The organism is Sorangiineae bacterium MSr12523 (assembly GCA_037157775.1).
GTDB classification, from domain to species: domain Bacteria; phylum Myxococcota_A; class Polyangia; order Polyangiales; family Polyangiaceae; genus Pendulispora; species Pendulispora brunnea.
Genome location: CP089982.1, coordinates 5,908,424 through 5,921,213, shown reverse-complemented (window position 1 = coordinate 5,921,213; position 12,790 = coordinate 5,908,424). Strand labels below are relative to the sequence as shown.

Below are 12,790 nucleotides of genomic sequence, written 5' to 3'. Positions count from 1 at the left end.
GGGCGATACAAATCTATAAGCGGACTGCACGAACCTATTGGTCGAGTCCGGCCGCTCGGCTATTGTGTTGCGTTTATGCACCGCCTCGCATTCGCTTCTTGCCTCGTGCCCTCGTCGTTCGTGCTCCTCGCCGCCCTGGGGAGCATGGGATGCCTCAACCGGGCGTCCTTCGAGCAGGATCTTAAAACCGCCCCCGTTGCCCAGAATCCCTTTGCCGTTGCGCCGGAGCTCGCCCAGGCGCCGCCGACGGTGAACAACCGCCAGGGCGACTCCTTTCGCATCACCCTCGCGGACCGGAAAGAGGTGTGCGTCAGCGGTCAGACGTCGGATACGGCCGCGCGCGTGAAGGACTCCATCTACATTTTGGAGTCGTTTTCCTCGCCCAACGACCAGGGCCGGCTCGCTGCCGTGAAGAGCTCGCGCATCAAGATCATCCAGGACACGGAGCGGTCGACCAACCGTGGAACCGTGGAACCCGTCACGGTGTTCGAGGCGTGCTTCGCCAACAAGAACGTTTTTACCGCCGATACGGAATACCTCACGATGCAGCCGGAACTGCAGCACGTGGCCAACAAGCTCTTCGTGGCCTGGCATTTCACCAAGGAAGCCGTGAAGGTGAAGCATGAGTTCGACCCCGGCCACTCGTGGGACGGGCGCACGTCGCCGTCCATGGAGGCGCTGCACCGGATGCCGCAAAAGACGCCCGAGACCGGGCGCTTCGAGGATGCCGCCGTCAACCCGTACGTGCGGGTGATGCCTGGTTCGGCTTTTTGAGTGGAGCGCGCCCGACCCTTGCTATAGGACCTTGCCATCTTGGCAAGGCTCGAAGGTCGTAAGGTCCGGGTTCTCTTCATCAACGACACTGCGCGCAACGGCGGTCCGGGGCGCAGCCTCTTTTATATTCTGAAGTTCCTCGATCCCAAGGTGGTGCATCGCGCGGTGGTCCTGCCGCGTCCCGGGGTCATTGGGGAACTCTATGAAAAAGGCGGCGTGGTGGACGACCTGTTCTTCGAGCAGAACCTGGTCGAAAACCCCATCGAGCCGTGGAATCGCCCCATGCAGCGCGAGGACTTCGACGCCGCGCTGCCCCTCAAGGGCGTGCGCCTCGCGGGCAATGTGGTGCGTGGCGCCCGGGCCATCGCCCGATTGAGCGCCCTCGCGCGACGCGGTCGGTTCGACCTGCTCTATTGCAACGGCACCAACGCGGACTTCGCCGGCGGTGCCTTGGCGAGAACTTCCGGTGTGCCCGCCCTGTGGCACGTGCGATACACGTCGCTGCCGAGTGCGGTCGCGCCGCTACACGATCGGCTGGCGGCCAGTCGCGGGGTGCGCCGCATCGTTTGCGTGTCGAAGGCGGCGGCGTCGTTGTTCCCTCATTGTCCGGAAAAGGTCTCGGTCATCCACAACGCGCTGGACGTCGAGGAGTTCAATGCGTCGCGCGTGACCCCGGCGCTGCGCGCGGAGCTCGGCCTCGGGCCGGACGTGATCGTCTTCGGCAGCCAAGGCCGGATTTTGCGCCGCAAAGGCTACATCGAGATGGTGCGCGCCGCGGGCATCGCCCTGAAGGACCTCTCCGACGCCGAGAAAGAGCGGGTGCGCTTCGTCATCATCGGCGATACGCCGCAGGATTTCCGCCCCGATCATCTGGCCGAGTGCCGCGAGCTCGCGGAAAGCCTGGGCATCCAGAAATGGGTGCACTTTGCAGGTTTTCGCGCGGACGTGAAACCCTACGTGGCCGACTTCGATGTCGCGGTGGTGCCCAGCGTGTACCCCGATCCGCTGCCGCGTGCGGTCATCGAATCGATGGCCATGGGCAAGCCGGTGATCGCGTTCGACGTGGGCGGTGTCGCGGAAATGCTCGCGGACGGAATTACGGGTACCCTCGTTCGGTTACCGCGGGAACGAGACGTGCAAGGCAGTGGACGCGATGACGACAGCGGAGTGCGAGGTTTGGCGGCGGAGTTCGTTCGATACATGCGCGATCCCGGCTTGCGCGCCGAGCAGGGCAAGCTGGCACGGGCGCGCATCGAGCGCGAATTCAGCGGTGAGCGGCAGGCCAAGAAGATCCAAAATGAGATTCTTCTCGCGGCGGGCTTCGGTGAGAGCATAGAGAACCTCGAGGCGTCTCCTTGATCAAGCGCATCGTCGCCAAATCCGTCGACTGGGCAGGACGCTACCCGGTCATCGTCCTGATGCTCGCCCTTGCCACCATCGTGGCGAGTTGGAGCTATGCATCGCGCCTCGAGCTCCGCACGGATCTCCTCGAGCTCTTGCCCCGCGACAGCGAGGGCTTCAAGGCCTTCGAGCATCAGCTCGGGCGGGTCGGCGGTGGGGCCGACCTCATCGTGGTCGTCGAGTCTCCGGATCGGGCGGCGAACGAGCGCTTCATCGACGCGATGTCGGCAAAGCTCGACGCGACCATGGCCGAGCACAAGGCCTGCGTGGCGGCATGTAAAGACGATGCCTCGTGCCGCGCCACGCGCTGTGGTCCGGATCTCATCGCGTACACGGAGACCGGCACGAAGGACGTGCGCAAGTTTTTCCAGGACAACAAGTGGCTCTATGCCGACTTGAAGGATCTGGAGGACGCGGACAACACGCTGGATCACCAGATTGCCATTGGTAGCGGGTTGGTGAGCGATCTGACGGCGGACGAGCCGCCCGCGCCCGCTCCCGCAGGTTCTGCCGCGAAGCCGCCGGCCGCGGCGGCACCGGGCGCCGAGAAGCCTGCCGCACCGCCGAAAGAGGAGAAGAAGCCGGCGCTCGGTTTGGACCAATACCGCGACCGGTGGCAGCAGAGGGCGAACAAGAACGACGACTTCCCGACGGGCTACTTTGCGACGCCCGACGGGAGAATGCTGGGTCTGCGCATCATCTCGAAGACTGCAGGCATGGGCGACGCCAATGGCGAAGCGTTGCTGCGCATGGTCGAGAAGATGGTCGCCGAGGTGAACCCGCATGCGTTCCACCCGGAGATGCAGGCAGGTCTCGCCGGCGCCATCGCCAATGCGACGGAGGAGCGGCAGTCGATCATGAGCGATGCCGCGTGGGCCACCGGCATGGCGTTGGTGCTCATTCTGGCGGGCCTGGTCGTCTTCTTCCGATCCTTCTGGTCGCTGATCATCATCATCTTGCCCGCGTTCGTCGGCATCGGTGCGGCCTATTCGTTCGCGATGGCCACGTACGGGTACGTGAACACCTCGGGCGCGTTCCTCGGGGCCATCATCCTGGGCAACGGCATCAACTACCCGATCGTGCTGCTCGCGCGATACCGCGAGTTCCGCGCGCGCGGGCTGCCGCCGGACCAGGCGCGGCGCGACGCCGTGTGGAATGCGTTCCGCGCGGAGCTCGTCGGGGCCAGCGTCGGCGGCATCGCCTACGGCTCCTTGGTCATCACGAACTTCCGCGGGTTCAGCCAATTCGGACTCATTGGCTTCGTGGGGATGCTGCTCGTGTGGCTCTCGATGATCCCGACGGTGCCCGCGCTCATCGTCGTTCTGGAGTGGATCCAGGAGAAGCTGCCCCCGTGGCTGCGCGATCCGGCGCCGCGCATCCAGAGTGATGGAAGCCGCGGGCCGGTGATGCGCATCATCGCCGACGTGACCGAGCGCCGCCCGTGGATCTTCGTAGGCGCCGCGGCCGTTCTCTGCGCGGTGACCGCATGGAAGCTGCCGAGCTACTTGCACGATCCGTGGGAGTACAACTTCGATCGACTGGGCTCACGCGGGTCGAAGTCGAGCGGTGCAGGAAGCTGGTCCACGAAGGCGGAGCACGTCTTCGGCGGCAAGATGAACATTGCTGGCGCGCTGATGCTCGCGGACTCGCCCGAGCAGGTGCCGATGCTCAAGGAGCAGATCTTCAAGAACGACGCCGCCGATCCGCAGGGCAAGCTCATTGCGGACATCACGACGGTGGACGATTTGCTCCCGGGCAACGCCGAGGAGCAGAAGAAGAAGCTCGAGGTGCTCGAGCGCATTCGCGATCGCCTTACGCCCGCGGTGCTCGCATCGATGCAAGAGGACGAGCGCAAGCGCGTGCTGGAGGTGAAGCCTCCCGAGGATCTCGCGCCGGTTGCCGCGAAAGATCTGCCTGCGCTGCTGCGCCGCCGTTTCGAGGAGTCGAACGGGACGCTGGGCACCGTGTTCTACGTGAAGCCGCAGAACATCTCGCTCTCCGACGGCTACATCGCGCTGCGCATCGCCAAGACCACGGACAACGTCAAATTGCCCAACGGTACGGTGGTGCAGACGGCGAGCCGTTCGACGATCTTCGCGGAGATCATCCACGCGATGGAGCGCGACGGTCCGCTCGCCACGGGCGCATCGTTCTTGGCGGTCTGCCTGGTGGTGCTGGTGGCCACGAGCAGTTTCCGCGGGTTCATCGTGGTCATCGGTTCGCTGGTGATGGGTGTCCTCTGGACCATCGGTGGCGCGGCGCTCATCGACATGAAGCTCAATTTCTTGAACTTCATCGCGCTGCCCATCACCTTCGGCATCGGTTCGGAGTATCCGTTCAACGTCTTCGACCGCTCCCGTCTCCTTGGTGGCGACGTCACCTCCGCCGTCAAACGCACCGGCGGCGCCGTCGCCCTCTGCAGCTACACGACCACCGTCGGCTACGGCGCCCTGCTCTTCAACGACAACCAGGCGCTCCAATCCTTCGGCAAGCTCGCCATGTCCGGCGAAATCCTCTGCCTCGTCGCTGCGCTCTTGGTGCTGCCATCGATTTTGCACATCTGGCGGCAGAAAAAGGGAGAAGAGGCTCCGGTTGCGAGGGAGGCGGCGGGGTAACGGCTAGAGGATCGTGCACGAGCGCGTGCACGAACACGAGAACGAACACGATCACGTGGACGAACAAGAGGTTCGCGTGATCGTGGTTTCGTGCACGTGACCGTGTTCGTCGTCGGGCGCGTGCACGAACACGAGAACGACCACGACCTTCGCGTGATCGTGATCGTGATCGTGGACGTGTTCGTCTTCGTGCACGCGCACGCGCTCGTGCACGTCTTTTAGCCGCCCCCGCTCAGACCAACGCCGTCGCCCTCTCCACCGTGTCGCCCTCCGCCCATTTCAACAAGTGCTGTACCTCGTGGCGCAGGAGCCGGAAGCGCATGTCGGCGGGGTGGATGGCGATGCGGGCGGGGAGCAAGGCTTTGGCCGGCTTGGCGATGCGGCAGAAGGCAACGCTGGAGAAGAGGCGGCTCGGGGTGCGGCTGGCGTAGTTGAGAACGAGGCTCGGCTTCTTGCGGCGGGCGGAGGGGGCGTACATGTAAAGGTGGTCCTCCGTGTAGGCGATGCGGCGCTCGGCCAGGATGTCGAGCATCCACGGAGGCATGGACCAGGCGGGCGGGATGAACCCGTCGATGTGCAGCCCCGCCTTGGACAGAATGCGCTCGCCTTCGGCGAGGCGGGCGCGTGCCTCGTCGGCGGAGACGTCGCTGAACTCGGCCTCGCCGCCGGAGACGACGCGTTGGGCGAAGAACCGCGAGAAGGTGCCCCCGGGACGGCCGTCGTCGCGAAGGCGAGGGGCGCCCGCGGCGTGGAAGAAGCCGTGGAGAAAAATCTCGTGGCCGTCGGCCTGCAGATCGCGAAGCCACCCGCAGAACGACGCGTCCTCCTCCAGAGGATGCTCACCATGGAAATTCGGAACGACGAGAAGCGCGGGCTTGATGCCGCGCGCGTGCGACATCTCCAGAGCAAACTCGATTTCGCTACGGAATGCGGGCGAAACGTCGTGGATCGATACGTGAACGCTCACGGCGGTTTTTCCTTGGTGGGGACTGACGTCGTTTCTTCGACAAGTCCTCGTACATCGAAAAGAGGCGCTTGAAATGATCTTCGACGCTCGGAACGAGGTCCGCTGCCCGCCGTGCGTAGGCGAACACCTCCGTGCGATCGCGCGCCAGGAGCCGCTGGGTCGCATGCATGCACGCGGTGGCATCCCCCGTGGGGTAAATCTCGGAGGCGCCGGGCAATGCTTGCTCGGCCGCGCCCCCCTCGTCGGGCACCACGATGGGAAGTCCGCACGACACGGCTTCGGCGATGCCTAGACCGAACGTCTCGTAAGGACAGCCGTGGATCAAGGCATCGGCACTGGCCAGCACGCTGGCGAGGCGCTCTCGGTCCTTCACGAAGCCGAAGAACAGCACATCGTTGCAGCCGGCGACCTGCGCCTGCATCGCCGCGCGCTCGGGGCCGTCGCCGAAAATGGCCAAGGTCGCCGCCGGCAGGCCTTTGAGGTGGCGTTCCTCGCGCAGGGCGGCGAAGGCATCGAGCACGACGTCCCATCGCTTCTCGATGGCGAAGCGGCCGATGGCGACCAAAAGCGGCCCTCCCGTGGACGCCCGCGGGCCGAGGATCTCCGCCTTGACGCTCTCGCTGCGCGCGCCCGGCTTGAAGCGCGTCTTGTCCACGCCGAAGGGGAGGTACGTCACCCCTGGGACGCCGTGCGCGGTCAGCTTCTCCGCCTGCCAGCGCGAAGCGGCGAAGGTCGCATCGCAGCCGCTCGCAATGGCGCGGATCCACGCCCAGAGCGGCTCGACCACCACGTCCACCGTCGACGGGGAGAGCCTGCGCGTGAGAGGCCCGCGCAGGTACGTATCGATGAAGTCCGCATGCCAGACGAAGGTGCGGATACCGAAGTACTTACGCGGGATGGATAGGGAGGACGCCGCCGCGACGTAGGGCGAGTGAATCTCCAAAACGTCCGGCCGCTCTTGACGAACGAGACGGTGGACCGCATCCACGCGCCACAACAAATGGTACGTGGGGTCGTAAGGTAGCGCAGGTCCACCTACATAGTTTACTCTGCTCTGCCCGGTTGCATTTTCATCTTTCTCCACTACCTGGAGCGTGGTTTTCTCCCCCGGCGCGACCACCCAGTGGTCATGGCCCAGCTGGCACGAAATATGACCCTTCTCCGAGAGATGGCTTCGAACCCCGCCTCCCCTTATCGAGTAGAACTCGGTCACGTCGATGACCTTCATGCCCGCGACTCCGCAAGTGAAATGCCGGATTCGGCGCAAGTCCGTCCGGTCGATGCGAGCGCAACCGTCGTGCGATTGCACGGAAAAACGGTAGCCAAGGGTGAAACATCCAAGGCGCCGGCCTCCCAGATTTCCCCGAGAAAGCAGGAGGAATCGGTCCTCGAGGAGCTCCCGCCGTTCGCGCGTTTGGCCGCGCGACAGGGGCGGCCTTTGAGGGTGGCGATTCTCAGTGACTTCACTCGGATCCCGTACGCCAACGGTGCAGCGTTTCAGACACGCTTTCTGTATCAGGAATTGCGTCGGTGTGGTCACGAAGTCACAGTCATCGGTCCACACGATCCGGATGCCAGACCGGAGGAACTCGCACCGGGTACGGTGTCGCTTCCGAGTCTCCCACTGAAGACGTATCCAGGCGTGCACATCCCACTTCCACTTGCATCGTGGGTGTACGACGCCGATCGTTGGAACTTCGACATCGTCTTCGCGCAGACGACGTCGCTGTTGGTCGAATTCGGCCTATGGCTGCGCCGCATGAAGGGCATCCCGCTCCTCATCGTGAACACGACGCACCTCGCGGCCGCCTACGACGTGCTGCTGCCCGAGAAGCTCTCGAAGATCGAGGCGGTCCACGGCGGCTTGGAGATGTTCCTGCGCCGGCCGTACGAGGAGCTTTTCGCCAGCATTTACAACGAGAGCGATGGCCTCGTGGTGCTGTCCGAGGGGCTGCGCCGCTACTGGCGTGAGCGTGGGGTGACCGCGCCCATCCACGTGATTCCGCGCGCCGTACAGCCGGAGATGTTCGACAAGCCGCTCGGGGCGGACCCCTACGAGCACCTCGGCAATGGCCGGCTCTCCCGCGGCCCGCGCCTCCTGTGCGCCGGGCGCCACACCCGTGAAAAATCGCAGGACCGGCTGATTCGCATCTTCGCGAGGCACATTGCCAAGGCGGAGCCGGATGCGACGTTGACCTTGCTCGGGCAGGGACCCGACACGGAGTACTACAAGCGCGTCGCCGTTGAACAGGGCGTGGCCGATCGGGTGTTCTTCCCGGGCGAGGTGCCGTTCTCGAAGATGGCGGATTACTACGCGTACGCCGATTTGTTCTTGCACGCGTCGCTCAGCGAAACCTACGGCAACGTCATGGGCGAGGCGCTCTGGTGCGGCACGCCGACCGTTGCCTTTGCCGACGGAATGGGCGTCAGCGCGCAAATCCAGGACGGCGTCAACGGCGTGCTCCTCGCCCCGGGCAACCGCGGTGCGGGCGTCGACGAGGCCGACGAGGCCTTCGCCCGGGCGACGCTCGGCTTGATCCGCGATCCGAAGCGGCGTGGCCGTCTCGGTCAAACGGCCGCGAAGGTGGCGCGGGAGCGCGCGCATCCCCGCGTCGTCGAGGAGCGTATCGCGGATGCTTTCCAGCATGCGCAGGACCACGCGGCCGCATGCGGGCTTCGCCCGGTGGCCGAGCGCCCGAAGGCGCTGCAGTGGTACACGACCTTCCGCTACTTCCGGCCGTGGACGACGTTCATGGGCGGTCTGTACCTGTTCGGCCACCTTCGCCCCGCGAAGGAGAGCGAGAAGCAGAAGAAGACCGTGAAGCACCCGCAGATCAGCACCTGAGCAAGTCCGCGAAACGAAGGAACCGCTAGGTATGGATCGCCGGCATCTTGCCGGCGGTCCGCCACCTTCCAGGTGGCTCTTTTTCGCGGCGATCGCGGCGCCGGCTGGAAGCCGGCTAACCGCCGGCAGGATGCCGGCGCTCCATGCCGGCGCACGCTTCGCGTCTGCTTCGCGTCTGCTTCGCGTCTACAGTGACTTGTAAAGCCACCAGCCGCCGCGGTGTTCGGCGAGGGAAAGCCGGTCCGGCGTGGCGGGGGTGGAGGCTTCGGGGCGCGTGCGAATGAGCACGTAGTCCCAGTCCTCGAGGTGATAGGCCGCCCAGTCGACCCCGTGGAGATCGCTCTCGCTGTAGGTCGAAGGCAACCGCAAGGCGGGGTTCTCCTTCGTCGGGTAGAGCGCGGAACCTTGGTGGAACCAGATGTCGCTCACGACGGTGGGACGCTCGGCCAAGAGCAGCTTGTCGTAATGCGTAAAGGGGTGGGCCGTGAAAATGTCGCTGTTCGGATCGAGCGGCACATTGAGGACCCGCGCCTCACTGGGCACGGCCGCCAGGATCTCGTGGTAGCCGCGCGCTTCGTTTTGAAAGCGGTACGACGCCACCAGGGCCACCACCGCCACGCCGTAGGCGAGGGCCGGCGCCATCCGGTCCAGCGAGCTTGCGAGCCAACGATCCAGCGAGGGCCGCCGAATCGCCATCAGGCAGAGAAAGAGAACCAGCGGCACCAGGCGGCCATCGACGAAGCCGAACCAGCCGATGGCATGCGGAAGCACGAGGAACATGGCGCCAATGACCACGGCCCCGGCCACGAGGGCGCGCGTGTGGATGCTGCTGCCGTCACCTTCGGTCGCGAACGCCGCGGCATCCGGCTTCGATAGCTTCCGTACCGTGGCAACGGTACAGAGGATCACCAGCAGCCAAACCACACAGCCGATCACGAAGTCGATGCCGGTTCGCGTCATCAACGTGGGCGTGATGAGCAAGGTGAACTTGTCGTACGGCCCTTGAAAATGGGGCTCCAGGCTCGCGGCGCTCACGTGCACGGAGCCCGGCGGCGTCGTCGAGGCACGCTCCAACCAAGCGACGTACGCCGCGAGGGAAAGCGCCGGAACGAGGGTGCGCAGCCGCAGTAGACGCTGGCGCCGGCGGCCCGTCACGATGGTGGCAATCCCTGCCAACACCAGGAACAGAATGAAGGCGTGGCCGTGCGCGATGAAGATGAGCGGCGCCGCCGCCAGCATGACCAGCTCTTTGGCGATCGTGTTTTCCCCGCGATCGGCGGCGAGCAAAAGCTCGAGCCACAAGGTCAGGCCGAACAGCATGACCGCCAGACCGAGCAGGTAGCTGGCGAAGCCGAGAAGGGTCATCAGCCCGAACGAGAGGACGATGCCCATGAACCCCATGGTCGGCGACATGTCGCCGTGCAACCGCCTACGCGCGAAAAGGAGCGCCGCGGGTGTCACCACGAGGGGCAAGGTTCCGAGCGTGCGCACCGCGGCAATCGGCCCGAACATCGAGGTGACCTGCTCGCCGATGAACCGAAACAGCGAGTACGGCCCCAGGTGCGGCGCCAACACGAAGAAGCGCTGGTCGAAGGGCGACTCCGCGAAGCGATGACGCAATGCAATGAGGCCTGCGTGCGCCGGCAGGTCCTGGAAGGGAAGTGCGTCGAACGCCCAGAAAACGAGGATGCCGAGCGCCCCGACGAACCCCAAGCCCATCCATGACCAACGGCTTCGCGCGGCTGGCTCCGCCGCCGGACTCGACGAGCGCGCAGAAGCGCCCAGATCCGCAGCATCGAGGCCGGACTTGGGGACTGCGGAGGCTTGCGGTGTGGCGTGCGTCGTCATTGGTTCAACGCGGACGCGAGTGTAGCTCGCAACGGAGCGCAAGCCAGAGCAAAGACTGTGCGCGCATATCCGGGTTTTTGGGCTTCAATGGTCGCGTAGGTTGCTTTCTTTGGCTTCGACCGCCTGCCCGAAAAGCTGCAAGTACTGGGCGGCGCTGGCGACCGAAAAGACAAGCGAAAGATACACGAGCAAGCGCCCGACGTGGACCAGGTCGACCACGCCGAGATCGATACCCAAGTACGCCAGATGATAGGGGTAACCCAGGACGAGGGCGATGATCCCAATCATTTGCAGCGCCGTTTTCGTTTTGCCTTCGCGACCGGCGGAGATGACCACGCCCGAATTGGCGGCGACGCTGCGCAGCCCGGTGACGCTGATTTCGCGGCCGAGGAGCACGACGACCACCCAGGCGGGGATTCGGCCCATGGGGACCATCCAGACCAGGCCGGCCATGACGATGAGCTTGTCGGCAAGCGGGTCGAGAAACTTTCCGAGGACGCTGACCACGCCCATTTTGCGGGCCAAGTAGCCGTCGAGCGCGTCGGTCAGGGCGGCCAGGGTGTAGACGATGGCGGCCCAAAAGCAGTCGAGCGGCGTCTGACGATCCAGCAGCACGAGAAAGACGGGGATCATCACGATGCGGGCCATCGTGAGGAGGTTCGGAAGGTTCACCGCGTCCTGGGCGAGGGTGCGGCGGTGTTCCTTTCGTTGCTCTTTGATGTCCCGCGGCACCGTGGCCTTGGAACCGGGGGTATGTTCGACCGTCATCGTCCGGCGACCAACACGGTTCCCGTGCCCGCGAAGCTGATGAGACCCCGCACCCCACCCGGTGCTTCTCCCGGTGCGATGCTCTCGGGAACGAGTCGGCCCATCCAACCGAGAACCGAAGGGCTACGCACGGTCGCCGGATGCGAGGGGGTGACCTCCAAGGTGGTGAGCGGCTCGATGTACTCGAAGGCGACGGGGCCTGGGCCCTTCAACTGCGCGACGAAGATGGGATCCTGGAGGATCTTTCCGTTCTCGAAGGGCATGGTGAGATCGAACGCGAGAATCGCATCCTCGCGCAAAAAGAGGACGTCGTCTTCGCCGAGGGTGGAGGCGAGGGCACTGCGGCCCGCGCGTGGGGCGAGGACGAGGAGTCCATCGCCGGTGACCTGCATCACCGTGGCGGAGATGCCGCCGAATGCATCGCAGGCACCGCGCCCGCGCCGTTCGAGGACGCTCGCGGCGAGCGTGCCGGTGTAGCTGCGCAGCGCATCGAAGCGGACCGCGAACGCGTGCGCGGTCTCTTCGTTCTCGCGCTTGGCGAGGGACACGACGACGTGTCCGGCATTGCGTGCGGCTGCAATGCTCCGATCCACGGAGGCCGCGATGCGCGCGGCGGCGAGGATCTGCGGTACGGACCTCGGGGACGGGGCGGGGGCCGACGCGGGAATGGGAAGGCTCGACGGCCCGGGCATGTGCGCGGGAAAGCGAATGGCTTCGCCGATTTCCACCGGGTGCCACATCTCTCCGTCGGGGCGGCGCGTTTCGGCTTGAGCCAGGACGAACGAGAGCTCGCCCGCGTCCAGCTCTTCGAAGGCCTCCGCGGCGGCGGCGCGCACGTCTTCGAGGGCTTCGCTATGGGGCGCTGGCGTCGCGCCGGCGGGGGTAGGTGTCTCGACGGCGCCGAGGCTCGGCGGCTTGCCGTTTTCGCTGTAGCGTCGCGGCGGCTCGTACGAATCGCGCGTGGGATCCGAGGGCCGCATCGAGTACCCGAGCTCCGAAGAGAGGGCCGCGATGGAAGGCCGCCCGCCGCGCCGCTGCATCATGCGGCGGGCCATGGCGGAGTGTCCGCCGCGTTCGAACGCGAGCTCCGCCTTGTCGTAGTCACCGAGCCGCTCGTAGGCGAGACCCAGGTAGCCCCACGCGCGGCGGTGCTCCGGGGAGAGGCGCACCACCTCTTCGAGCTCCTCGCGCGCGAGCTGCGCCTGGCCGGTTTTCAAGTAGCACAGTGCAAGGTTGAGGCTGAGCGACGCGCGCCCGGGATGGTCTCGTTTGAGCTGCTCGTAGATCTGGATGGCCCGCGGGTAGTGGCCAATGCGGAAGTAGACGACGGCGAGCAGATCCTGCCCTTTGGGATCGCGCGGCTGAAGGAGGAGGGCCTGCTCGAGCTCCTCTTTGGCCTCGTGCACGCGGCTGTCTTGAAGCAGCTCGCTGCCGCGGAAAAGGTGGAAGAGAAACTCCTCGCCTGCGGGATCGTGCGTGTGATCCGAACGCGGAAGCGCGGACGCGCGACGCTCCGGGCTGAGCGATCGGGGGCTGCGTCGTCCAACGCTGTCATCCATGACCGACGGATCC

General features: G+C 65.5%; 9 protein-coding genes. 4 read left to right on the top strand and 5 right to left on the bottom strand.

The window, feature by feature from the left end:
* Positions 1 to 105: 105 nt before the first annotated feature.
* Genes LZC95_22655 through LZC95_22645 form a run of 3 tightly spaced genes read left to right on the top strand, consistent with a single transcriptional unit; the run spans position 106 to position 4,790 of the window.
* Positions 106 to 774, top strand: a complete 669-nt coding sequence (locus tag LZC95_22655) for a hypothetical protein (protein ID WXA99603.1) — start codon at positions 106 to 108, stop codon at positions 772 to 774.
* 39 nt (positions 775 to 813) lie between these two features.
* Positions 814 to 2,133 carry a glycosyltransferase family 4 protein gene (locus tag LZC95_22650; GenBank protein WXA99602.1) on the top strand — a complete coding sequence of 440 codons (1,320 nt, stop codon included), beginning with the start codon at positions 814 to 816 and terminating at the stop codon, positions 2,131 to 2,133.
* Positions 2,130 to 4,790, top strand: coding sequence for an MMPL family transporter (locus LZC95_22645; protein ID WXA99601.1), 2,661 nt, complete (start codon positions 2,130 to 2,132; stop codon positions 4,788 to 4,790). The genes LZC95_22650 and LZC95_22645 overlap by 4 nt, the downstream gene beginning before the upstream one ends.
* A 232-nt stretch (positions 4,791 to 5,022) precedes the next feature.
* On the opposite strand, the gene LZC95_22640 is transcribed toward LZC95_22645, so the two are convergent.
* Complete coding sequence (locus tag LZC95_22640) at positions 5,023 to 5,757, bottom strand: polysaccharide deacetylase family protein (protein WXA99600.1); 735 nt, start codon at positions 5,755 to 5,757, stop codon at positions 5,023 to 5,025.
* A complete protein-coding gene (locus LZC95_22635; protein ID WXA99599.1) occupies positions 5,711 to 6,985 on the bottom strand; it encodes a glycosyltransferase in 1,275 nt (424 codons plus the stop codon). The genes LZC95_22640 and LZC95_22635 overlap by 47 nt, the downstream gene beginning before the upstream one ends.
* Here LZC95_22635 and LZC95_22630 point away from each other — a divergent pair.
* Positions 6,908 to 8,602 carry a glycosyltransferase gene (locus LZC95_22630; protein WXA99598.1) on the top strand — a complete coding sequence of 565 codons (1,695 nt, stop codon included), beginning with the start codon at positions 6,908 to 6,910 and terminating at the stop codon, positions 8,600 to 8,602. The genes LZC95_22635 and LZC95_22630 overlap by 78 nt on opposite strands.
* Positions 8,603 to 8,788: 186 nt before the next feature.
* Here LZC95_22630 and LZC95_22625 read toward each other — a convergent pair whose 3' ends face one another.
* The 3 genes from LZC95_22625 to LZC95_22615 all read right to left on the bottom strand — a co-directional run bounded on the left by LZC95_22625 (position 8,789) and on the right by LZC95_22615 (position 12,777).
* Positions 8,789 to 10,450: a hypothetical protein gene (locus LZC95_22625; protein ID WXA99597.1), complete on the bottom strand. Its 1,662-nt coding sequence runs from the start codon at positions 10,448 to 10,450 to the stop codon at positions 8,789 to 8,791.
* An 84-nt stretch (positions 10,451 to 10,534) separates the two neighbouring features.
* Positions 10,535 to 11,218, bottom strand: a complete 684-nt coding sequence (pgsA, locus tag LZC95_22620; GenBank protein WXA99596.1) for a CDP-diacylglycerol--glycerol-3-phosphate 3-phosphatidyltransferase — start codon at positions 11,216 to 11,218, stop codon at positions 10,535 to 10,537.
* A complete protein-coding gene (locus LZC95_22615) occupies positions 11,215 to 12,777 on the bottom strand; it encodes a tetratricopeptide repeat protein (GenBank protein ID WXA99595.1) in 1,563 nt (520 codons plus the stop codon). Before LZC95_22615 ends, pgsA begins: the two co-directional genes overlap by 4 nt.
* Positions 12,778 to 12,790 lie beyond the last annotated feature (13 nt).

Coding starts and splice junctions, on each gene's coding strand:
- LZC95_22630 (WXA99598.1), top strand. CDS start 6,908: ATGACCCTTCTCCGAGAGATGGCTTCGAACCCCGCCTCCCCTTATCGA.
- LZC95_22635 (WXA99599.1), bottom strand. CDS start 6,985: ATGAAGGTCATCGACGTGACCGAGTTCTACTCGATAAGGGGAGGCGGG.
- LZC95_22625 (WXA99597.1), bottom strand. CDS start 10,450: ATGACGACGCACGCCACACCGCAAGCCTCCGCAGTCCCCAAGTCCGGC.
- pgsA (WXA99596.1), bottom strand. CDS start 11,218: ATGACGGTCGAACATACCCCCGGTTCCAAGGCCACGGTGCCGCGGGAC.
- LZC95_22615 (WXA99595.1), bottom strand. CDS start 12,777: ATGGATGACAGCGTTGGACGACGCAGCCCCCGATCGCTCAGCCCGGAG.